The 23,204-nt window shown below is 35.9% G+C and carries 19 protein-coding genes, 3 pseudogenes and 1 other annotated feature; of the genes and pseudogenes, 9 read left to right on the top strand and 13 right to left on the bottom strand.

Going from position 1 to position 23,204, the window contains the following annotated elements; translation table 11 throughout:
• Positions 1 to 220: 220 nt before the first annotated feature.
• Both QK255_RS08350 and QK255_RS08355 read left to right on the top strand, forming a co-directional pair.
• A complete protein-coding gene (locus tag QK255_RS08350) occupies positions 221 to 1,012 on the top strand; it encodes a DeoR/GlpR family DNA-binding transcription regulator (RefSeq protein WP_002291811.1) in 792 nt (263 codons plus the stop codon).
• Positions 978 to 1,931 carry a 1-phosphofructokinase family hexose kinase gene (locus tag QK255_RS08355; protein WP_002291810.1) on the top strand — a complete coding sequence of 318 codons (954 nt, stop codon included), beginning with the start codon at positions 978 to 980 and terminating at the stop codon, positions 1,929 to 1,931. The genes QK255_RS08350 and QK255_RS08355 overlap by 35 nt, the downstream gene beginning before the upstream one ends.
• A 168-nt stretch (positions 1,932 to 2,099) precedes the next feature.
• Here QK255_RS08355 and QK255_RS08360 read toward each other — a convergent pair whose 3' ends face one another.
• On the bottom strand, positions 2,100 to 3,074 hold the full coding sequence (locus tag QK255_RS08360) for an alpha/beta hydrolase (RefSeq protein ID WP_283341524.1): 975 nt from the start codon (positions 3,072 to 3,074) through the stop codon (positions 2,100 to 2,102).
• 114 nt (positions 3,075 to 3,188) lie between these two features.
• Between QK255_RS08360 and QK255_RS08365 the strand changes: the two genes are divergently transcribed.
• A complete protein-coding gene (locus QK255_RS08365) occupies positions 3,189 to 3,623 on the top strand; it encodes a MerR family transcriptional regulator (protein ID WP_002291805.1) in 435 nt (144 codons plus the stop codon).
• 124 nt (positions 3,624 to 3,747) lie between these two features.
• On the opposite strand, the gene QK255_RS08370 is transcribed toward QK255_RS08365, so the two are convergent.
• Positions 3,748 to 4,770 (bottom strand): LLM class flavin-dependent oxidoreductase, encoded by a 1,023-nt coding sequence (locus tag QK255_RS08370; RefSeq protein WP_002291803.1) that lies wholly within the window; start codon positions 4,768 to 4,770, stop codon positions 3,748 to 3,750.
• 407 nt (positions 4,771 to 5,177) lie between these two features.
• Between QK255_RS08370 and arsC the strand changes: the two genes are divergently transcribed.
• The 4 genes from arsC to QK255_RS08390 all read left to right on the top strand — a co-directional run bounded on the left by arsC (position 5,178) and on the right by QK255_RS08390 (position 9,266).
• A complete protein-coding gene (arsC, locus tag QK255_RS08375; RefSeq protein ID WP_002291802.1) occupies positions 5,178 to 5,600 on the top strand; it encodes an arsenate reductase (thioredoxin) in 423 nt (140 codons plus the stop codon).
• A gap of 140 nt (positions 5,601 to 5,740) precedes the next feature.
• Positions 5,741 to 5,988, top strand: a binding site (T-box leader).
• Between the two features lie 201 nt (positions 5,989 to 6,189).
• Positions 6,190 to 6,741 (top strand): ECF-type riboflavin transporter substrate-binding protein, encoded by a 552-nt coding sequence (locus QK255_RS08380; RefSeq protein WP_002291799.1) that lies wholly within the window; start codon positions 6,190 to 6,192, stop codon positions 6,739 to 6,741.
• A 16-nt stretch (positions 6,742 to 6,757) separates the two neighbouring features.
• On the top strand, positions 6,758 to 8,446 hold the full coding sequence (locus QK255_RS08385; RefSeq protein WP_002291798.1) for an ABC transporter ATP-binding protein: 1,689 nt from the start codon (positions 6,758 to 6,760) through the stop codon (positions 8,444 to 8,446).
• Positions 8,433 to 9,266, top strand: coding sequence for an energy-coupling factor transporter transmembrane component T family protein (locus tag QK255_RS08390; RefSeq protein ID WP_002291797.1), 834 nt, complete (start codon positions 8,433 to 8,435; stop codon positions 9,264 to 9,266). The genes QK255_RS08385 and QK255_RS08390 overlap by 14 nt, the downstream gene beginning before the upstream one ends.
• Before the next feature lie 237 nt (positions 9,267 to 9,503).
• Here QK255_RS08390 and QK255_RS08395 read toward each other — a convergent pair whose 3' ends face one another.
• The 8 genes and pseudogenes from QK255_RS08395 to QK255_RS08430 form a co-directional block, all read right to left on the bottom strand.
• A complete protein-coding gene (locus QK255_RS08395; protein ID WP_002291796.1) occupies positions 9,504 to 11,426 on the bottom strand; it encodes a BglG family transcription antiterminator in 1,923 nt (640 codons plus the stop codon).
• Between the two features lie 89 nt (positions 11,427 to 11,515).
• On the bottom strand, positions 11,516 to 12,280 hold the full coding sequence (locus QK255_RS13360; RefSeq protein WP_370531477.1) for a PTS sugar transporter subunit IIA: 765 nt from the start codon (positions 12,278 to 12,280) through the stop codon (positions 11,516 to 11,518).
• Positions 12,257 to 12,922 (bottom strand): annotated as a pseudogene (locus tag QK255_RS08405) (DUF4310 family protein); the annotation flags it as partial. The gene QK255_RS13360 and the pseudogene QK255_RS08405, both read right to left, overlap by 24 nt.
• 10 nt (positions 12,923 to 12,932) lie before the next feature.
• Positions 12,933 to 13,712 (bottom strand): DUF4311 domain-containing protein, encoded by a 780-nt coding sequence (locus tag QK255_RS08410; RefSeq protein ID WP_002291794.1) that lies wholly within the window; start codon positions 13,710 to 13,712, stop codon positions 12,933 to 12,935.
• Between the two features lie 28 nt (positions 13,713 to 13,740).
• Positions 13,741 to 14,091 (bottom strand): annotated as a pseudogene (locus QK255_RS08415) (DUF4312 family protein).
• 15 nt (positions 14,092 to 14,106) lie between these two features.
• Positions 14,107 to 14,463: a glycine-rich SFCGS family protein gene (locus tag QK255_RS08420; RefSeq protein ID WP_002291791.1), complete on the bottom strand. Its 357-nt coding sequence runs from the start codon at positions 14,461 to 14,463 to the stop codon at positions 14,107 to 14,109.
• A gap of 19 nt (positions 14,464 to 14,482) precedes the next feature.
• Complete coding sequence (locus QK255_RS08425; RefSeq protein ID WP_002291790.1) at positions 14,483 to 14,815, bottom strand: PRD domain-containing protein; 333 nt, start codon at positions 14,813 to 14,815, stop codon at positions 14,483 to 14,485.
• Positions 14,815 to 15,870, bottom strand: a pseudogene (locus tag QK255_RS08430) (BglG family transcription antiterminator); the annotation flags it as partial. The pseudogene QK255_RS08430 and the gene QK255_RS08425, both read right to left, overlap by 1 nt.
• A gap of 73 nt (positions 15,871 to 15,943) precedes the next feature.
• On the opposite strand from QK255_RS08430, the gene QK255_RS08435 reads away from it, so the two are divergent.
• Positions 15,944 to 17,106 (top strand): IS3 family transposase gene (locus QK255_RS08435; RefSeq protein ID WP_086956687.1). Its coding sequence is split into 2 segments (ribosomal slippage): positions 15,944 to 16,220 and positions 16,220 to 17,106, totalling 1,164 coding nucleotides; the frame shifts between segments, so codons are not numbered across the junction.
• Here the strand turns inward: QK255_RS08435 and QK255_RS08440 are convergent.
• Complete coding sequence (locus tag QK255_RS08440) at positions 17,090 to 18,487, bottom strand: helix-turn-helix domain-containing protein (RefSeq protein ID WP_249641361.1); 1,398 nt, start codon at positions 18,485 to 18,487, stop codon at positions 17,090 to 17,092. The genes QK255_RS08435 and QK255_RS08440 overlap by 17 nt on opposite strands.
• Positions 18,488 to 19,316: 829 nt before the next feature.
• Here QK255_RS08440 and QK255_RS08445 point away from each other — a divergent pair.
• Positions 19,317 to 20,276, top strand: a complete 960-nt coding sequence (locus QK255_RS08445; RefSeq protein WP_002293280.1) for an IS30-like element IS6770 family transposase — start codon at positions 19,317 to 19,319, stop codon at positions 20,274 to 20,276.
• Between the two features lie 62 nt (positions 20,277 to 20,338).
• On the opposite strand, the gene QK255_RS08450 is transcribed toward QK255_RS08445, so the two are convergent.
• A complete protein-coding gene (locus tag QK255_RS08450) occupies positions 20,339 to 20,692 on the bottom strand; it encodes a DUF7006 family protein (protein ID WP_002292445.1) in 354 nt (117 codons plus the stop codon).
• Positions 20,693 to 21,408: 716 nt separating this feature from the next.
• Positions 21,409 to 23,034 (bottom strand): acyltransferase family protein, encoded by a 1,626-nt coding sequence (locus QK255_RS08455; RefSeq protein ID WP_169062645.1) that lies wholly within the window; start codon positions 23,032 to 23,034, stop codon positions 21,409 to 21,411.
• Between the last annotated feature and the right edge of the window lie 170 nt (positions 23,035 to 23,204).

Consider the following 23,204-nt stretch of genomic DNA (forward strand, 5'->3'; position numbering starts at 1 on the left):
CTCCACCCTCTTTTTTGATTAAGTTTGTTAATTTTATGTTCTACTAAGTTCATCTTTGTTTACAAGAACATTATATTTCTGTTAGTTTATTTTGTCAACGCTTTCAAAAGAAATTTATTTTGTTAAATTTGATCTACTTGAAAATAAAATCGTTTATCTATATAATCAAGAAGAACAAAGTCGAACAAAAATTGACTTTTATGTTAAAGGAGTAATTCATATGTTGAAAAAAGAAAGACAAGAACGAATCATTACGTTATTAGAGAAAAATTTTTATTTAACTAATTCAGAAATCGCTAACAAATTAGGCGTATCAGAAATGACCATACGCCGAGATGTCACTGAATTAGCAAAAAAAAATAAAGTAAAAAAGCTGTATGGTGGCGTTGAACGAAAGGAACCTTATAATCGAGAACTATCGACTCAAGAAAAGATTGATACGAATGTAGCCGAAAAAAAATATATTGGCCAAGTCATGAACAGTATAATTCCGGATAATTCTACTATTTATGTAGGCGCCGGTACAACGATCCTGTATGCACTCCCTTTCATTCAAAAGAAAAATCTATTTGTAATTACAAATAGTTTGATTGCTTTCAACTATTTGAAGAATCATACTAGTTATCGGATTTTACTTACTGGTGGCGAATTTTCTCCTATTACAGAAGAGTTCATTGGGGAAGTTGCAGAAAGATCTTTTGAAAGTTTGAATGTCGATATCTCTTTCGCTGCAACAAATGGAATATTTGAAAATAATGTCACAACTGCTCAATTTATTGAGGGAAATATTCAAAATGCAGCGCTCAATGCAGCCAAAATCAAATGTATTGTTACAGATTATTCAAAATTAAATAAATCAGATGTCTATACTTTTAGAAAATTAACCGATTTTGATTATCTAATAACCGATAATCATTTATCAGAACAAGATTTCCATCATTATTCAAAATACTTAACCATATTAAAGGAGCCCAAAAATGATACTGACAATCACGATGAACCCATCCATTGATTCCATTTATTTTACAAAACACTTTGAATTAGGTACGATGACACGCTTTGCTTCTCCGGTACGCTATGTAGGCGGCAAGGGAATCAATTGCGGACGAGCATCTGCTTTACTAGGTTCATCAGTTATTTTAACGGGGTTTTTGGGCGGTTATTTTGGCGGTATGATTCAAGATATGCTGCAAAATGAAAATCTGTTTGATTTGCATTTTTTACCTATTGCAGAAGAATCAAGAGGTGCCGTCACCATCATGCATGATGGTGAAACGCAGACAGAACTTGTGGAAGCTGGTCCTAAAATAGCAGATGCTACTATCAAAAAATTAATGAATGATATCAAACAAATCAGTAAAAATAATTACCTTTCAGTCATTACAATAAATGGTTCTGTCAACAATCAAGATCCCTTTTTGTATGCTAAATTATTACAATATATCAAAGAACAAATAGATCCTTCCACCTATATATTAATGGATATATCTGGACAACATCTCCGTGAAGTCTTAGCAAGTAAGTATAAACCGATGTTCATCAAACCTAATATCCATGAGTTTTCAGATATCATCCATCAAAAAATCACTCAAAAAAGCGACATAAAACACCATCTAAAAACAAATCCACTATTTAAAGATATCGATGTCATCATGGTTTCTTGCGGCTCGTATGGTGCAGTAGTCAAAGTAAAAGAAGAATTTTGGAATGTTGAAATCCCTAAGATTCCTATCACGAATACAACAGGCTCTGGGGATGCCACTGTTGGAGGTTTTGCTCATTCATTAGAACAGAATTATCCTTTAAAAGAATGTATAAGGTATGCAATGGCTTGCGGCATGTCGAATGCACAGCAATCAGAAGTCGGGAAAGTTATCCCAGCTGATGTAAAAAATTTAGCAAAAAATATTAAAATCACAGAAATGAAATAAATAGTATAAAGTGAATGATTGTTTACACGAAATGAGACAAAAAGAACTGTGACAAAAAATGTGTCACAGTTCTTTTTTTCGAATAACGGTGTTCTCCTGCCAACTCCTCGGTCACAAGTCACAATATTCAACAAACATGAGAAGCGGCTTTTTCACAACCTCTTTTGGTTACACAAGGTTCTCTTCAAAGAATGTTGCCATTTTTTCAAATGGAATGATATCTGTCTGGTCGTATAGATCTGTATGGGAAGCTTCTGGAATGATCATGAGTTCCTTGTTATCGCCTTTCAGCTCATTGAAAGCATCCTCCCCAAAGTAACGTGAGTGAGCTTTTTCCCCGTGAATGACTAATACTGCATGACGGATTTCTGGAATATAATGCAATAGTTTCGCATTCATAAGTGATAACCCTGATGTCCTATTCCAACCGTCGTTAGAATTTAAAGAACGAACATGGTATCCGCGATCTGTTTTATAATACACATGGTAATCTTTAACAAACTGAGGAGCATCTTCAGGCAATGGGTCAACCACTCCTCCAGCACGTGCGTAGTTCCCTTGTTTGAAATCAATGATACGTTGTGCATTTAATTCTTCACGCATTTTATATCGGGCATCTTCATCCATAGCATCGAAGTAGCCATTTGCTGTTACTCGAGTCATATCGTACATTGTTGAGACGACTGTTGCTTTGACCCGTGTATCGATCGCTGCCGCATTCAATGCCATACCTCCCCATCCACAAATACCGATGATTCCGATTCTCTCAGGGTTTACATTTTTTTGTACAGATAAAAAGTCTACTGCCGCTTGAAAATCTTCCGTATTGATATCAGGCGAAGCAACATATCGTGGTACTCCTCCGCTTTCTCCTGTAAACGATGGGTCAAATGCAATCGTTAAAAAGCCTCTTTCAGCCATCGTCTGCGCATATAGACCAGACGATTGTTCCTTTACTGCGCCAAATGGTCCGCTCACAGCAATTGCTGGCAATTTCTCTTCACTTACTTCTTTTGGTACATATAAATCAGCGACTAATGTGATACCGAAACGATTTGGGAAGGTCACCTTTCGATGATTGACTTGCTCGCTTTTTGGAAATACTTTGTCCCATTCTTGGGTGATATTTAATTCTTTACTCATATTCTAAACGCTCCTTTGATCAAAATTGACATTTGTTTTTGAATGTATTATCATGATAAAACTTAAACCTGACTTTAGGTCAAGGATAAAATTTTAATTTAGGAGGATTTTTTTATGTATTCCATTGGACAAGTGTCTGAAATGTTTGGATTGCCTGTTTCTACTTTACGTTATTACGACAAAGAGGGATTATTTCCTGATATCCAGCGTGTTTCCGGTATTAGAAAATTTTCAGAGAGTGAATTAGAGGCTTTGAGAGTCATTGATTGTTTGAAAAAATCTGGTTTAGAAATAAAAGACATCAAGCAATTCATGGAATGGAGCAAAGAAGGCAGTAAGACATTTGCGGTTCGTAAAGAACTATTTGAAAAGCAAAAAGAAGTTGTAGAAGAAGAAATAACAAAATTAGAAAGAGTACTCGCTATGCTAAATTACAAAAGCTGGTACTATGAAGAAGCAATAAAAACCGGCAATGAAGAAGCCGTATTGAAACTGATTCCTGAAGATTTACCCCAACATGTAAAAGAAGCTTATGAACAATCTCACTGAACAAACGGATAACTCACTTTTCTTCTCTATGAACTTCATGAAAACATGAATAAACACCTCTAACTGATTGTTAGAAGTGTTTATTTTTTCACTCAAGTATCCTGCACTTACAGAAATATCCTTTTTACCGCCATCCTAATTCTGGAGCGATATCTTTTACGATTGTTTCAAGCAAGTGCATGTTGTATTCAACGCCTAAAGTATTAGGAATCGTGACAAGTACTGTGTCTGCTTCTTTGATTGCTTCATCTTCAGCTAGCTCCTTGATTAATTGATCAGGTTCACCAGCAAAAGTTTTTCCAAAAATCGTCGGGTTCCGGTGATAAGCAAGATAGCCGACAGCATCTTGTTGCGGACTACGGTCTTGTCCAAATAAGCGTCGATCCAAATCAGTGGTGATTGGCTGGATCGAGCGAGTGACCAATGTTCTTGGTTCAAAATCATGACCTGCCTGCTTCCACGCTTCTTTATACGTACGTAATTGGTTTGCTTGTTGGATATGGAACGGCTCATGGGATTCGTAATTGACTAATGTAGATGATTGCAGATTCATTCCATGTTGTGCTGCCCAGATTGCCGTTTGCTGCGAACCAGCTCCCCACCAGATTCTTTGTCGTAATCCTTCTGAATAAGGCTCGATCCGTAATTTTCCTGATCCTTGTGGGAACATTGGTTGAGGATTTGGTTCTGCAAATGGTTTTCCTTCAAGTAATTCCAAGAATTCAAGGGTGCGTTCCCGTGTCACCTCTTTGATTTCTTCTTCACTGTAATCATACCCAAAGTATTTCCAGCCATCTAGAACTTGTTCAGGTGAACCACGACCCACTCCTAGTTGCACTCTTCCTTGTGTGATGATATCTGTCAATCCGGCATTTTCTGCCATATAATAAGGGTTTTCATAGCGCATATCGATAAGTCCTGTGCCGATTTCGATCTTACTCGTCTTTGCGCCGATTGCCGCTAGCAAAGGAAACGGCGGCCCAATCTGAGGGGCAAAATGATGTACGCGGAAAAACGCTCCGTCTATTCCAATTTTTTCTGCTTCCACTGCTAAATCGATGGATTGCAAATAAGCATCTTGAGCTGTTTTCACGAGCGATCCTTGATCCATCCAATGTCCAAAGCTTAAAAAGCCGATTTTTTTCAAGGTAATGACCTCCTCCAACCCTACAAAAATGGAAGGTTTTTTATTTTTAATATGAACTGATTCTACTACTTTTTTTCTTAAAAGACGAATAATTGTTCTCGCGTCATATTCAAGAAATCTATCGGCTGACTATACCCCTACTTCCTTCATCATCTGCCATGTCTTAATCTCTTTTAATAGTCTTTCCCATCGTTGTTTTTTGACTCAAAATGATTGTTTCTAACGTGTATTTATGGTAAAAAAGACAGGATGAGTTCTTTGTACACATCAATTTATACGCTGAACAAAAAGAAACATATAAACTAAGAAACCCATTGTTTTTTTCGCTCCATCATATAGAGTTTTCTTTAGATAAACAGTTACAATTACTAATCCATAACGTACTAATCCATAACGGAGGAAATCAAATGAAAAAAATCTATTTTTTATGTACGGGTAATTCTTGCCGCAGTCAAATAGCAGAAGGCTACGCGCGTAAATATCTGTCTACTTCAAAGTTTGAGATCAGAAGTGCGGGGATCGAGACACATGGTTTGAATCCAAGAGCTGTAAAAATCATGGCAGAAGACGGCATCGATATTTCCAAACAAACATCTGATTTGATTGATAGAGATTACTTTGCTCAGGCAGACTTGATTATTACACTTTGTGGTGATGCCAAAGACAAGTGCCCTGCCGTTCCAAACAATCACGAACACCTTCACTGGGACCTAAAAGATCCTGCACAAGCTGTCGGGAGCGAAGAAGAAATATTAGCGGAATTCAGAAAAGTCAGAGAAGTAATCAAAACAAAGGTTTCTGACTTAAATCAATATGCTCCAAGTTTATAAAGGAATTCTCAAAAATGTTTTTACAATTAACTGATAAATAGAATTGTTCTCTAGCAAAAACTTCTTCTCTTCTTTTTGCTAGATCAATCGTTCCTCCCGTTGACAAATGGATACTTCTCTGCTATTTTATTAGCAATCAATGAAACGCGATGACAAAGAAAGTAAAGTAATGTTAGACGCCAAAGAGAGTTCCTGCTTGGTGAAAAGGAATGCGTATCTGTTACTTGAAAATGGCTTTTGAGCGGATTTCCCGAATATTTAAGGAAATACGGATGTCTACCGTTAACAAGGCACAGTTTCCAAAAGATGATTTTTTTGGGTACTGATCGAGGTAAAGTCTGTGAGGATTTTATAACCAAAGGTGGTAACGCATATCTATGCCCTTAGCAATTTTTTGCTAGGGCATTTTTTTGTACCCACTTTTGAATCGACTATCGATACTAATAAAGTCCATCCACTACTTGACCTTGGATACTATCGAAAGGAAGTGAATTTTCGGAAAATTTCGAATCATCCAACAAAATTTTGATATGATGTGGTCAAAAATTGGAAATGCGTATTCATAAATAAACAATTGGGGGAAAATAGAATGAATAAAAAATTTACAGTAAAGCATATTGTAGCTATCGGTATCGGAGCAGCTGTCTTCTTTATCTTAAAACGTTTCGTCACCATTCCAACAGGTGTTCCAAATACGGATATTGCGACCGCTTACCCTTTTCTAGCGCTGCTAGGCGTAGTTTACGGGCCAGTCGTTGCAGGATTAGCTGGTTTTATTGGCCATGCACTGGGTGATTTAACTACTTATGGTGCTTGGTGGGCATGGATCATTGCATCTGGGATTTTAGGTGTGTTTTTTGGTTTACTGACCAAACGTATCCCGATTGAAGAAGGCATATTTGGTAAAAAAGAAATCACGCTCTTCCTCGTGGGTGAAACGATTGCCAATTTAGTGACATGGGTGATTATTGCGCCTGTGGGAGATATTTTGATTTATGCAGAGGCCCCAAGTAAAGTCTTCACGCAAGGAATCGTTGCTGGAATCACAAATGCTATTGTGACGGGAATTATCGGCATTATTTTATTGAAAGCTTATGCACAGACAAAAGTCAAAAAAGGAAGTTTGAACAAAGAAGCTTAGAACGTGAGGAACTAAAATGATTGAGTTTCGTAATTTTACATTTCAATATGACAGCCAAGCTGAAGCAACATTAAAAAATATCGATTTGATTATCCATCCTGGGGAAAAAATTTTGATCATAGGACCTAGCGGCTCAGGAAAATCAACTTTGGGAAAATGTTTGAATGGCATCATTCCACAAAATGAAAAAGGAAGTTTTACTGGTCAATTAACGATCAATGGTAAAAATTTCAGTGAATCTTCTATCTATGATCTTTCATTAGAAGTAGGCACCGTTTTACAAGATACTGACAGCCAATTTGTCGGATTAACAGTAGCTGAAGATATCGCTTTTTCTCTTGAAAATGAGATGATCGAACAAAAAGAAATGCAAGAAGCAGTCAATTTCTGGGCAAAAAAGACAAATTTACTGGCCCAATTAGACAAACGTCCGCAAGATCTATCTGGCGGACAAAAGCAGCGGGTAGCAATGGCTGGTGTTTTGATCGATGAAACACCTATTCTCTTGTTTGATGAACCATTAGCTAATCTTGATCCACAGACAGGCTATGAAGCAATCCAGATGATTGACCGTCTCTATCAATCGCAACAATTTACGACAATCATTATTGAACATCGTTTGGAGGAAGTGTTAGCTGCACCAGTCGATCGCGTCATCTTGATTGATGAGGGAAAGATCATTGCGGATATAGCTCCTACTGAATTGCTGAAAAGTGATTTATTGTCGAAGTGCGGAATTCGTGAACCCTTATACATCACAGCATTAAAACGTTCTGGACTCTCATTGACAGAATTCCCAGATTTAACACAAGTCGATCAACTGGTTTCCCCAAAGATTGCTGCTGCTTTAGCAAAACAACAAGGGACTTTTTGTTCTCCTTCTAAAAAGAAAACGCCGCTAGTGACATTGAAAGATGTATCCTTCCACTTCAGTAAGGAACCAATCATCAAAGGAATCGATATAACTCTTCATCAAGGAGAAATGGTTAGTTTAGTCGGACATAATGGAGCAGGAAAATCCACATTGTCCAATCTCATCACCGGTTTCCTTCCTTTCCAAAAAGGCGAACTGTTGTGGAAAGGCCAATCTATCATATCTGAAAGCATCAAAGAGCGCGCAGACAAAATTGGCTATGTACTGCAAAACAGTAACCAAATGCTTTCTAAAAACATAGTTTTTGAAGAAGTTGCTTTGGCTTTAGAAAATCGCGGTGAAGATCCGATAAACATCCAAGAAAAAGTCTTGGAAACTTTGAAAGTATGCGGATTGTATGAATTTCGTAACTGGCCGATTTCAGCGCTGAGCTATGGACAAAAACGACGGGTAGCAGTTGCATCTATATTGGTACTCGAACCAGAATTGCTGATTCTTGATGAACCGACAGCTGGACAAGATTACTATCACTACACTAAAATGATGAAATTTTTGAAAAAATTGAATCAGCAAGGCCTCACGATTTTGATGATCACTCATGATATGCACTTGATGCTGGAATATACAGAACGGACGATTGTTTTGAAAGAAGGACAAATTATTGCAGATGAAATACCTTCGAAGGTACTATCTTCAACCGATTTAGTTACCTCGGCAAGCTTGCGGAAAACTAGTTTGTATCATTTGGCAAAAAGCAATCAGCTGACAGATGCTAGCGGATTCGTTTCGGCTTTTATTCAGCATAAGGGGGACCCTTATGACAGAGAATAATCTCATCGGTTATGTACCGAAAAAAACAATCATCCATCAACTCAGCGGTTTTACCAAACTTTTTTGTTTTCTATTACTTTCGATTATTGGGATGGTCTCTTATGACACACGATTTTTGCTTTGCCTTGCTGTGTTTTCGGTTCTCATTTTTCGGATAGCCAGAATTAGTTATTCTGAGATCTCTTTTGTATTGAAGTTCATTGCTTTTTTCTCCATTTTGAATTTATTGACTGTTTATTTATTTGCCCCAGAATACGGAGTAGCTATCTATGGTACTCGCCATGTCATCTTTGATGGAATCGGTAGATATACGCTCACTCAAGAACAGTTTTTTTATGAATTCAATTTACTGATTAAATATTTCGTTACCATTCCTCCAGGTTTGATTTTTATTTTAACGACGAATCCAAGTGAATTAGCTTCTAGTATCCATCGAATCGGTGGCTCTTATAAAATTGCTTATGCCTTTTCTTTAGCGCTACGCTACATTCCAGATATCCAAGAGGATTTTCGAACGATTTCCAAAGCCCAGCAAGCACGAGGAAATGAACTCTCTGGTAAAGCCTCTCTCATGAAACGGGTACGAGGAAATTTGACGATTGCGATCCCATTGATTTTTTCTAGTTTAGAACGTATTGAGATGATTTCTTCTGCCATGGAACTTCGGCGTTTTGGAAAGAAAAAAGGACGGACATGGCTGTCGGCAAAACCATTGCAACGGAATGATTATCTTGCACTATTTCTCGTTGTCCTTTTTTGTTCAATAGGGATTTTATTAGTGATCCTAAATGACGGACGATTCTATAATCCATTTCATTAAATAGAGGTTGTGGAAAAGATGTTCTGCATCAAGTAATAAGTCCAGCCAAACAAAAACAGCGTTTCATGTTTTTGAATTGGCTGGACTTATTACCGCAGGTGCAAGCTTTTGAACACCGTTATTCGGAAGAAGGAACTGTAACAAGATTTTTGTTACAGTCCCTTTGTATTTAGTTTTTCAACTTCAAATAAATAGATAGAATTATTATAAATATAAAGGCAGTTTTTTAATATCTGCTTATTCATAACTAGACAACAAGGTTAAAATCTCTAGTGGATGATTGGATTGCATCAACTGTGCCATTTGTTCTGGCTGCTTTTCTAAATAGTGAATAACAGAAAAAATTTTTTTGAACTCTGCATGTTTCAAATCCTTTCTCTTTATTGCTAACAGCAGTACGATACGTATCTGTTCCCCATGCCATAGGACTGGTTCTTTCATTGTTGCAATAGAAATCATCGAATGTTTTACATACAGCGGATTACCGTGAGGAATCGTTACAAATGGTGCCACTCTAGTACTGGCGTGACGGTCTCGTTCCAAGACAGAATCGACGAATTCCGGCTCCACATAATGATGTTCTACTAAGACATTCCCCATAAAATTTAAAATATCTACTGGGTCAGTCCATTCAAGCTGAGGAAAGATCAAAAATAGATGAGTAAAGCTTGCTAGATCAAACGTTTTTTTCTTCTTGATAGGTACACGTTCCAGCATATATTTTGTCAAATAGGCCAGATCAGTTTCTGTGATCATTGGTGAAATCTCGATTACTGGAATATTTTCATATTTAAACGGTAATGTAGTCAAAATAAAATCAACAGGTGGAAAATCTTCCCTCTCTAGTTCTGGCTTATATTCAATTAAATCTATAATCGTTAATTCCGGAAGTTCTCTGTTCAGCCGTGCTTCAAGAAAAGTAGCCATAGCTTTTGAATATTCACTGACTAGAACTGTTTGGTATCTTTTACTTTTCTGATGTTTGTGTCGCTCGATCGCCGCTTGGAAATGGATCGTTAAATAAGCTGTCTCATCTTGCGGAACATAAAAATTTTCTTTCTCAAAATAATCTTCTAGAATCAACTGTAAAACTAAAAAAAGTTGTGTGTACGTACTAAATACATTTTTCGTCAGTGGATTAGAAATCTGCAAGCCATAATGGAGTCGAAAATAGGTCGAAGATAAATGAGACCTTAAGTTTTGTTTCAGTAACTGATCTTCTTTCAATGAATAACCTAAAAACTGCTCCACTTGTACAATCAAATGATCAGCAAGTGTACTAGATTCCTTTTGAAATCGTGTGGCTGCTTGTGAGTTTGTAAAAAGATTGGCGATACGCAAAGCCAGATAATTGATTTCATCAGGAGAAAATTCAATTGGGTAAATAGTGGCTAGTTTTGCTAAGATCTGACTACTTAACTGCTGTGCTTGGGTATGCTCAACGACTTCATTTTCGTCTTTACTTAATTTCACTTTCTGGTACTGTTTCATTTGCTCAAGCATAAAATAGATATGAATCTCCACACTAGCCAGTCCTCCTGGCTGTTCCAGATGATTTTCATAGAAAACTTCTTTTAATGTATGTTGGATGACTTTTAATGTATCTTTGGCAAAAAACTCTTTCAACGAAGGACTTTGCGGATCTTCTTTCTGCATATTGCGTAGCGTCTTAACAAGCAGCTGTCTTTTTTCTTGTTCATCGCCTTTAAGAAAAGTGCCAAGTTTTGTTTTGGATACTAGCTGTAAATGATGGTACTCAAAAAAGCTTTTCAGCTCTGTCAATTCTTTACGAATCGTACGTTTTCCAACATATAGTTTTTCTGAAAGCTCTTCAAGACTAAATCCGTCTTTTGCTACTAGCAGATGGAAAATCAATAATTGACGAAGCTGGTTTTTATCCATTTCTGTTTGTGCCTCTTCATTAAGCACTCGTTTCAATTGTTCCTTTTCGTGAGGCAGACCATTCAACAAGATCCCTGTCCCCTTTTTTCTTTCAATCATCAAAGGCAGCTGTTTGTCTCTGAACCAAGTTTCAATGACATTCAAATCGCTATGAACCGTTCTTTCCGACACATGGAAATGCTCTGCTAGCTTTTTTATTGTGATATAATTATTCGTTTCAATTAATTGGTAAATCAAAGATTGCTGACGCTGATTCATAATAAGCAGAAACTCCCTTCCAAATAAAAAATCGATCATGATAACACATCTATTATGTCTCATCACGGTCGATTTTTCATCTTATGTTATTACATTTCACTTAATAATTGGTGAACCGCTGCTTTATCTGGCGCATCCATCAATGCTTGACGGAAATCATCATCCATCAATTTACGTGAAAGACGTTGCAGTATTTTCAAGTGCATATCTCCTTGGCTGTTTTCAGGTACAGCAATCATAAAGATCATATGTGCAAGTTTTCCATCTAAAGAATGCCACTCTACTCCATCTTGACTTCTGGCAAAAGCCACTGTTGGTTTAAGAACATAAGCTGATTTTCCGTGTGGAATAGCGATTCCCATACCGATTCCCGTCGTACTTTCCTTTTCTCTATCATAGATGACTTCTTTAAACCCGTTTTTATCTGTGATAGCCGCTGTTTTTTCTAAACGTTGGACTAAATCTTCGATTACTCCGTCTTTTGTTGTTGCTGTTTCTCCTAGAACGATGGCTTCATCTGACATAATCTCCGTAATAGAATCAAAAGTTTCAGTTTTCGTATAAACATCACTTGTTTCAGTCTCTGATAGATCTGCTACTGTCACACCATTTGCTGCAGCAACTGCAGTATGTTGTAATGTTGGTTTCAAAATTCTTAACATTAACACAGTGACAGCAATACCTGCAATCACTGCTACAAAAAACATGGCTACATGATCGACTGCTCCTAAAACTGCTACGATTGGACCGCCATGAGCGACATGATCTGTCACTCCTGAAAGCATTGCGATGACACTTCCTGTCATCGCTCCGACTACAATATTTACTGCCGGGAAGATTGCTCCTAAAATCATTGCTCCTAAAATAGCACCTCCAGCAATTGGTTTTTTCCAAGCATAGAATCCTAGTGCTCCTAATGTAGCGCCAATGCCGATTGGAATAGATGCTGCACACGCGCTTAATATAATTAATGGACCCAAAAAACGTCCAGATGAATTTCCTGCCCCCATCATGACGTCAGCACCAAAAATGGAATTTGATTGATTGATCGTAAATTTACGAATCAAGACAATGATGCCACCAACAATCAAACCTAGAACCAAACCAGTCAATAAAGAGAGTGCAAAATTATCGATTGGTGCCGCTATTTTCATACTTAAGAGAATTGCTGGTACCCCAATTCCGATCCCAGTTAGGATCGAACCGCCTAAGTTCAAGATCCCAACTAAAGAGCCTTCTAAAATTCTGGCAAATAAGAAACTAGCACCAAACGCTGCCGCTGCGCCATAGGATCCGCCATCCAGCCCGGCTTTTAACATCGCCACGATCGAAACTTCATTGAATGCACCCACACCATACATCACATACATGTGTGTTCCTGCAAATACAGCAGCGGACATAATTCCTACGATTAGCGGAAAAGACCAGTCTGCAAACCAAAAGCTCTTTTGCCGCTTTACTTCTAATACTTTTGCTTGTTCTTCTGTTGTCTCCATGATTCTCCTCCTATTTCACACTAAAGATGTTGTGCAAGTTATCAAGCCAATTAGGCACTTGAAGCTGGAAGCTCTTGATCATTTCCATATCAAATCCACGGAAAAATCCACTGAAAATAAATAATAAAACAATAGCGATCATCATGCTCTTCGTGACGCGATTCCAACCGCTCTCATCGACGCCTTTACCAATCAAGATTCCTAGAACAACACCAGGTACCGCATTTTCCATGATCAATTGCGCGATACCGCCAAAAAGAGTGCCCCAAAAACCAGTTCGTTTCCCTGCATCTAAAGCTGCCAACCAAAAAATAACTGGCATTACTGTATTGATCAGAATCGTCGCTGCTGGTACCAAAACGGAAACCGCCGTCACTTGTAACGCCTCTGGAATTGCTGCAGCTGTTGTGTTTAAGAAGGCTACCACCCCTGCCCCGATAACCGCTCCAATGATCCCCATTTTTTTCGGATCATGCATGGTCTGGGTGACATCTTTGTTTTTTGCTAGAAGTGCTGCCGCTGCCCAATTGGGAATGATTCGATGCGTCACATCTTGTGTGAATGCACCAGCACCAACTGAAGAAGCCCATGCATTAAAGAAAAAGCCTAAACCAAATGAAAAATGAGAAGCTGGATCACCCATGCAGGCATTCATTTCGCCTAATGTTCTAAAAGCTCCTAAACCTTGTGTATTAGGTGCATGAAACATTCGAGCTGCCCCGACAGATGCTGCAAAACCAAGTAATCCCCCGATAATAACCGATTTGACTAGAATGATTACGAAATCCACGTTATTCTTTCCCCCTTATAATTCAAAATTAGATTTTTTTAGTTACAAATGGAATGGCAATCCCATTTGGATCTTCAGTCATTTGCTGGCTGAACGATATGTCTGCCAATTTTATTTCTGTTACAGCCACAGTAACAGAAAGTTCGACTTCATAGCTGATACGTTGCCGTGGGAAGAAGAAAAATAGAAAGCGTTCTGTGTATTTGTTTTCGACCGCCTTTAAAATATCCACATTGACTGGTTCGATTCGCAATAATACATTTGATTGTTCCATTATTTTGTTTTAAATTTCTGCTAACGCTGATGCAAAAGCATGTTGCTTTGTTTCCCCTTTACCGGAGACGATAACTTTTTGCTGAATTGTCTTTTGAACGCTCATTTCATGTCCCTCTTTCTATTTTCCATGCTTTTTGATAAATTCTTCTGTCAGACGTTTCCCTAATTCCTCTTGATCCATAAAGCCGAAACCTAGAACAGTTTTGCCATCCTTGATAGCTGTGATCCCTTCTTCAATCGAACGCATACCATGTCGTTCTGGATAGCCATATTTTGTTGCTGCTGTTAATGCACCTGCACCACCACTACCACAAAAAGAGATACCCATATCTGCATGCTCTTGTTGCATCACATCGCCCAAACGCATATCTGCCCCCATTCCTGGTACGACAACTGCTTTGCCGCCAGCTGCTTCTACCCCTTTGGCCACATTTTGTCCTTTACCCATACGGTCTGCAATAACTACTGTAATCATGATTGTTTCCTCCTAAATGTTAATTATTTTTTGCTGTTTCAAAATGAATCGACAAAACATATATTTCATCATCGGTTAAATTACCGATACTTCTAACTATTTCATCAGAAATAGTTATGGCTTCTTTGGATACTTCTTTGAACAAATCCCGATCGACTACGGGAATCGTTTCCTTTCTTTGAGAACGTTTCAGCATCTCATTCAAGTGATTAATTAGAATGGTCCACTGCAACTCGGTTGGTACAATAGCATGTTCTACTAATCGCTCTTCAATTAGATCAATCACTTGTTTTAACTTTTCCCGATTTTGACTTTCCTCGATAATTTTTAAAGCCTCGTCTGACATTTTCACTAACTTGACGCTCCTTCTTTTATATATGAGAATAATGCACTGATTTCTGACTGATTGATTCCTAAATTATTTTCTGCAAAAACTGCTTCGATTTTTCCTACCAGTGTTCCTTTGTCTAAAATAATCTGATCTACTTGACGACCTTCTGCCATATATTGTTGATCAAATGTGATACGATGAACCATTAAGAATACATGAAGCAAAAAAGCTTCTCGATATTCTTGGATCAATTCTGCTTCCAAAATGACAAGTAAACGTTCATAAATCGTATAAGCTTTCAAAATCAATTCCTTGCTAAAGTCTTCTAAAGTATCTTTATTGATGGACGTTTCTCTAAGATTCAAGTTATGCCTTTCCTGCTGATTGGAAGAAGCTAGTATTTTTTTTATTATTTGTTGAATTTTTTTCAAGTCCTGTTCAGTGGGTAATGGATGGACTTTGATGAAAGGACGATCGATGCCATTGATTGGAAAAATACTAATCACCAAATCAGGATCTTTGGTAGCAATCATTTCTTGCGCATTCAATACTGAAGCAAATGCCACGATAGTGATATTATTTAATTCTTCATTGATCTTTTGCTTGATCAGACTAGTCACACCCAACCCTGTTGAACAAATGTAGACGGCTCTAACGCTTCGTAGATCTTCTTCTCTTTCGTAGGAAACCAAAAAGTGTAAGGCAATATATGCCACGAAAGAATCATTGATCAGAATATTTTGTTCACTTATTTCTTGTCGAACTGCTTGCTTGATCGCATCAAATAATTCCGGGTATTTCTGCTTGATATCTTCTTTAAAAGGATTATATTCATTGACAAATTTTTTCTTTCTCGATAATCGCATAGATAAATGAGCATACAGATTCGTCAACAATTGTGGATCTTGATAAAAAGAATGGTTGATTGCTTTACTTACTTTATAAATCACATTCTCAACTAGTTTCATAACGTCTTGCTGGTGAATCGTGTCGAATGTATCACTATATATATAATGATATTCATCCTCGAACAGTGGCAACTGATAATAATCAAAGACCTGCTGCATGACGCGATGGATAGGCTACAATTAACTAGACAGAAAAATTAAGGTGTGTAGACTAGAAGAAAACATACCAGGAGGAATTTTTATGTCTAAGAGAACACGAAGAACTTTTTCACAAGAATTCAAGCAACAAATCGTCAATCTTTACTTAGCTGGAAAGCCACGTGTAGAAATCATTCGAGAATATGAACTAACGGCTTCAGCATTTGACAAATGGGTAAAGCAATCTAAAACGAGTGGTTCATTCAAAGAAAAAGATAATCTTACGCCTGAACAAAAAGAATTGTTAGAACTACGTAAAAGAAACCAGCAATTAGAAATGGAAAATGATATTTTAAAGCAAGCAGCGCTGATATTCGGACGAAGAGACAAGTAATCGATGCGAATAAGCATCTTTACCCTATATCAGCGATGTGCAGAATATTAGGTCTATCACGTCAGTCCTATTATTATCAATCAAAACCAAAGAAAGACGAATCAGAACTTGAAGAAGTAGTCGCTGAAGAATTTATCCGCAGCCGAAAGGCCTACGGCTCAAGAAAAATAAAAAAAGCCTTATCAAAACGAGGCATTCAGATCAGCCGACGAAAAATTAGTAGAATCATGAAAAATAGAGGATTAAAATCGAGCTATACTGTTGCTTATTTTAAAGTACATCATTCTACTTGCAATGAAGCCAAAACGACAAACGTATTGAATCGTAAATTCTTAAGAGACAACCCATTAGAAGCGATCGTAACAGACTTGACTTATGTACGAGTCGGGAAAAAATGGAATTATGTCTGTTTCATTTTGGATCTGTTCAATCGAGAAATTCTCGGCTATTCTTGTGGAGAACATAAAGATGCCGTTCTAGTAAAAAAAGCATTTAGCCGTATCAAACAACCTCTGACAGAGGTTGAGATTTTTCATACTGATCGTGGAAAAGAGTTTGATAACCAAGCTATTGATGAATTATTAACAACTTTTGACATCAATCGATCATTGAGTCATAAAGGCTGTCCTTTTGATAATGCCGTAGCTGAATCAACTTATAAGTCGTTGAAAGTAGAATTTGTCTATCAATACACATTTGAAACCTTACAACAATTGGATTTGGAGTTATTTGACTATGTCAATTGGTGGAACCACCTTCGGTTGCACGGTACACTTGGCTACGAGACACCGGTTGGTTACCGTAACCAGAGATTGGCGCAGCGAATCCTTGATAATGAGCTCGGATGTGCTAACGCTAGCGAGGCAGTCTAACTTTAACTGTTAGCTCCTGCCGAAGATCGTCACATCCGAGGAGGCTCATTGTCAAGGACAATCGGAATAGCATACGGAAAGAAGTTCTGCACCTTATAAAATTTGTCAAAAAAACTGTTGCCATTCCAGACAATCGGAATAGCATACGGAAAGAAGTTCTGCACCTTATAAAATTTGTCAAAAAAACTGTTGCCATTCCATCATAATAATCTAGCACATAATAATAATTCAAAAATAATTGTGCCCAGTTTTCTAATTTCTTCGATACATCTGAATCTGCATTTTCTTGTAATTCTTTTTTTAATTTTTCCATTATGTGATACACTCGAGGTTCTTCTTCTTTCATTTCTTCGATATACGAGCGATTAAAAAAAAGATCTGGATTACCATAAAATAGATAACTTCTTTCGTGAAACGCAATAAAATTGAATATGAGTTCTGGATCCTTTATATCTAAAGAAAAACGGAACATGCTTTGTAAAACTTTCTCCAAATTCTTAACTGCTCGATAAGAACAAGTATTTTGTCGCTGATGTGCATATGCATGACTATTTTCATATATTGCATTTCCATCAATTACTCCAAAAGAATAAATTATTCGATAAAGGAAACACAGCTCATCGTTGTTAAAAGAAAGATTGATTTGTTTTGACCACTTCTTCAAAAGATTAAAATGCGGATCATCTGAGATAACTGATTTATATTCATTATCTACTCGTACTTTTCTAAATGAACTTCTTTCTATGTTAATGGCTAACCAAAAAGAAAATACACGTTTTTGAAAAATAGTTAACGTAATATCATAAATCCCCTCAAAAGCAACTATATACTTCTCTATTTCCTTTTGTTCGATATGAAATGGCCACTTATCACTACTTTCACGTGTAGAATTCCAATAGAAATAATAAAAAAAGCTACGAATGTTTGCCTCTGATGCATTCAATTCTAACTGAAATGGATGAAATGCTATATGATAACGCCTAAAATAGGGAATTAAGAGCTTCGCATATCTGAAAACAGTAGATACACTAGTAAATTGCTCTTTAGCAAAATCTTTTAGAACACTTCTGAGATATTTATACATAAAATCAATCAAATGATAATTATAGGAAGCTTTATAAAAATGAAGATAAATATTATAAATAGGAAAATCTTTCTCTTTTTTTATGAAAAAGCGTTTATTATCTTCATTTTTCAGAAGGATATTCCCATTATATTGCTTAAATAAATCCTCTAGTTCCTCTATATAGTGTAAGACTGACTTCTCCGTAACATTAAGTAAATTTCTAAGTTCTTCCATTGCACACCAATTGTCTTTTTCTAACAAATAATCTAATAAAACTACTTTTTTGAAAGATGTTTTAGTTAAAAAAGTTTGCATCATTTCACCTCAATAAGTTACTTTTGTTTATTTTAATCAAAGAATAAACTTCTCTCGCTCGACTATAACTGATCGAACAAAAGAAGCCTTTTAATAAATATAATCTCACTTACCTACATAGGCTAATTATTTGCTTCTAGCTTATGATAAGTATATAAACGGATATCGATTTCATAATTGTTTTATCTTAAAATGTCCATTATAGCTGTAATTGTTTTCATTTTTACATGAAGAATTATTATAATCTAGTTTAATTTTTTTCTGAAATATAGAATAAAAATAAAAACATCTTTTTATTTTGAGTTATTAATGGAGATGTAAATGATTAACAATATGTAATTTAATTTTTTATTCCTGCATTAAGATAAATTGATTGGTAAATAAAACAAACATAAATTCGTTATTTTAATTCCTATTTATTGTGAAAATATCCAATTTCTGTCACATAGATATTTGTATAAACATTTTATGAATGCGCTTGTATTTAATTTAGAAAATGTTACTATCTATTTAGGCAAATTTTTGCTAATATTTTGTTTTTTCATTTACCATCTGTAGAAATCAGTTAATGATTTCTATCTTCTCCTTCCAACTTTTTTGATGATGCATCATGAATTAACAGTGCATTATCCATCTTTTCCATGTTAAAAGAACTAAGAGTCAAGACATCATCTTGATTCTTAGTTCTTTTATTCCTTCTAGAAAATAATTGTTAGCAATATAGTTTATATTTCGCGAATTGTAAAATTAAGTTAGAAAAATAAAAAGGCATTTATGGTACACTCAAATTGTATTTCCGACGAAAGAAAACAAAGGAGTGTAACCATAAATGACCTACAAACATCTTACCATAGACGAACTGACAATGATAGAATCATATTATCTTCAACATAATAAGCCGGTTGAAATCGCTAACCGAATGGGACGTGCTATACAAACTATTTATAATGTAGTCAATAAGTTCAAGCAAGGCAAGACTGCTCTTGATTATTGGCACCAGTATAAAGAAAATAAGAAAAAATGTGGTAGAAAAGTCATTCAATTACCTGCTCATGAAGTAGATTACATTAAAGAGAAAGTCACTCTTGGTTGGACGCCTGACGTCATTATCGGGCGAAAAGAAAGGCCTGTTTCATGCGGTATGAGAACACTTTATCGTTTATTTTCTAAAGGAATATTTGATATTGACACACTACCGATGAAAGGTAAAAGAAAACCCAATGGCCATCAGGAAAAACGGGGAAAACAACAGTATCAGCGCTCAATCCATGATCGACCTGATAATTATCCTGATTTCAATTCTGAGTTTGGTCACCTTGAAGGTGATACGATCGTTGGCATTCATCATAAAAGTGCCGTCATTACTTTAGTTGAAAGATTATCTAAAGTCATTATCACGATTAAACCCAACGGCCGTAAGGCATTAGATATTGAAACTGCCCTTAATCAATGGTTTTCTCGCTTCCCTAAAAACTTCTTTAAATCTATTACGTTTGACTGTGGAAAAGAATTTTCTAACTGGAAAGCCATTAGTAACCAACATGATATTGATATATATTTTGCGGACCCTGGAACACCTTCTCAACGCCCATTAAACGAGAATTCTAACGGGATTCTGCGTCGTAATGGACTGCCGAAATCAATGGATTTTAGAGAAGTGAATCAGACATTTATTTCCAGTGTCAGCAATCAACGTAATCATATTCCAAGAAAATCATTGAATTACAGAACACCAATCGAAATATTTTTGAGCTATGTACAAGAAGCATTTTATTCTAGCTTAATTTGACAAATCATATTTTAAATACTAAATCAGTAGCTTCTAGTTGCTTTCCTGCTTAATCGTCTATATTACTCAACGTAAAAAATAATTGATTGTGGACATTGCTCATCCACTTTATATCCACAACTTTCTTTATAATAGGTATGATAATCACTCTCTATCATATTAATTAACTCTTTTCCCCCGCAAAATTCTTCAATGTCTAAATTAATAAATTCCTCTAAAAGGGAAAGCTTAGAGTCAATCGAAAGGATTTTAGGTAATATAGTCCAAAAATCATTATCATCATTTTTACGTAGTGTATAATATGTTTGCTTTTCTAGATTTAATACATAATTATATGCATCATAATCTCCCTTTTTTTCAAAAAAATTTTTCATATTTAAAAATCTACTCACAAATTTTTTCTTGAAACTATTCATTTTCTCACCTCTATTTATTCTTTTACTTGTCCATCGCATAACTTTTGAATAGAGTAACTAAATTCAAAAGCTATTATAGTATAAAAATACACTTTTTGTTGTTCAAATTTTTCATCTAATTTGTGCAATAATTTTGAACTCTATATTTTTTAATATTTAATGCTTAAGCAATCATTAAAAAAAAGACTGTACGATAATTAAAATAACAAAAAAGGCTGTGACACGACTTTTGTCACAGTCCTTTCTAGCATTATACTACTATTATATTTATTCACTGCATCTTCTTAAGTAACACTGTGTGAGCTACTTTCCCCTTAGCTAAACCCACTGTTTCTTACTACTTGAAGTGAATCTCCCTGAGAATAAAACATACTTGATCATTTGCTTCTTTACCAACAGCCTTCTTTACTTGGTTTCTACGGTCCTTAATTTTATCTAAGCTGATTACTGCTTGTAACCATAAAACTTCGATCAGAACATAATTCCTAGTATTGTCGTCTCGCTCATGTTCTGTATAACAAAGAGGATATTTCCATTTTCTAACATCGAACGATTTCTTTTCAAGAAGCTCTCAGTTAACGACCTCGCCCATCTCTTTTTTACCACGAATATTAAAAAACTCCTCCTCTTAAACACCGTTTATCATATGAAATATTTTTTATTTAAAATGATTCACCTATTAGGAAAAAGTAAGGTTAAAACACGTGATCACTACCTTATTGGATCACTGAAGCAATATACTTTGCATAAGCTGTACGTCCGCTTTCATTCAAATGAGTTTCATCATCATAAAAAAACTCAGGATGGTTTTGGCTTTCACTATACCAATCGATCATCGTTATATTAGAATACTGATTTGGCAATTTAGCTAATGTGGCATTTATCGTCTCTTGCCAGCCAGTCGGAGCTTTTATATTTACCCAGTACACTTTTTTATCTTTGAGCAAAGACATGGTTTGTTCTATAGCATCATCTGTTAACACACCATTGGTTCCTAACCTGATCACTATTTGTTGGTAAGAAACTAAATCTTTATGCTTCTTTAAGATTTCTGGTAACGCAGTGATTTGTCTTGACTCTTTTGCGTCTACCAATGCTTCTTTTGGAAAAGTCTCTTTCAGTTCCTGATACGCCCCCAGCATAACAGAATCACCGATAAATAATATTTTTTTCTCTTGTGACAATTGATTTTCTCCTGCACTTGCTTTACTAGAATTTTCTTTTAATAAACTTTGCAACTGATTTTGGTCAGCGGTCAACCGATTGGCTGGAGCACGTAATACCAGTACAGAAATTCCGATTATCATTAGTGCCATAGCTGTCCAAATTTTGGGTGATCTCATCTTCTGCACTCCTTTTCTAAAGAAAGTAATCATGAGTAATGTACACAAAAACACAGTGAATAAACTTGCGATATCCAAATATTTCAAATGATAATGTTTGAATAAATCTGTCAGAGCAATCAATACTGGAAAATGCACCAAATAAAGTTCATAACTGATTTTTCCTACAAAAGAAAGTTTTGTACTAGCGATTTTGGTCTTTTTTGCAATATTCACATCATCGACACTGGCTAACAATAAAGCAAAACAAATACTAATCAGTAGTTCATTTAGTGTATAAGGAAAAATCGGGAACAGGATCAGACAAAGACTAGCTAGTAGTAAAAGCCAGATTTTACTGAAACTGTTTTGTTCAAAGAAACGGCCAATAGTTATTCGATTAAAATACCCCCAAACTCCTAATAAAAATGGAAAAAGTTTAGCCACCGTATGATAATATGCCTTAGCTGAAGGTAAAAATAAACTAAAATGAATAGAAACAAAAATCAATGTATAGATTAAGTAAAACACTTGTTTTCTTCTCATACGTTTCATGACAATAAACAAAAATGGCCAAATCAAATAAAATTGTAGCTCAACGGAAAGCGACCAATAATGTTTAAATAAAGAAGCATTAAAGTAAGACTCGAAATAAGATACGCCTTGATTCAGCTGCCACCAATTGTTATAGCCAAAAATCAAACTAGGTAGCTCACTACGAATATTTCCTATCAATCGAATGTTGCTGATCCCCAGTATGAAAATGGATACGACCAAAGAAAACAGTAAAAATGGATAAATACGTTTGATACGCTTATAGTAAAAATGTAGAAAACTGAATTGTCTGTTTTTTTCATCTCTTATCGTATTTTTAGCCATTAAAAAACCAGAAACCACAAAAAAGATCGTTACTCCTTGCAATCCGCCTGGTAGCTTACTATTTGGCAAATGATAAAATATCACTGCTAAAACAGCTATGCCTCTAAAACAATCGATTTCCTTTGAATATATTTTTTTCATGTATCATCAACTTCCTTCTCTTCATGGCATTTTTTAATCAAACATATTCTTCCGTATCTATTTTTTCATTTTTCTATTCGTTTACCTTGTTTTGTAAATTAACAGTTAAAAGCATCTAAAATGTATCTTTTCCCTATCAATACTCGTTGAACACAAAAAACATGAACATA

It is taken from the genome of Enterococcus sp. ZQ21, from assembly GCF_030053755.1.
GTDB classification, from domain to species: domain Bacteria; phylum Bacillota; class Bacilli; order Lactobacillales; family Enterococcaceae; genus Enterococcus_B; species Enterococcus_B lactis.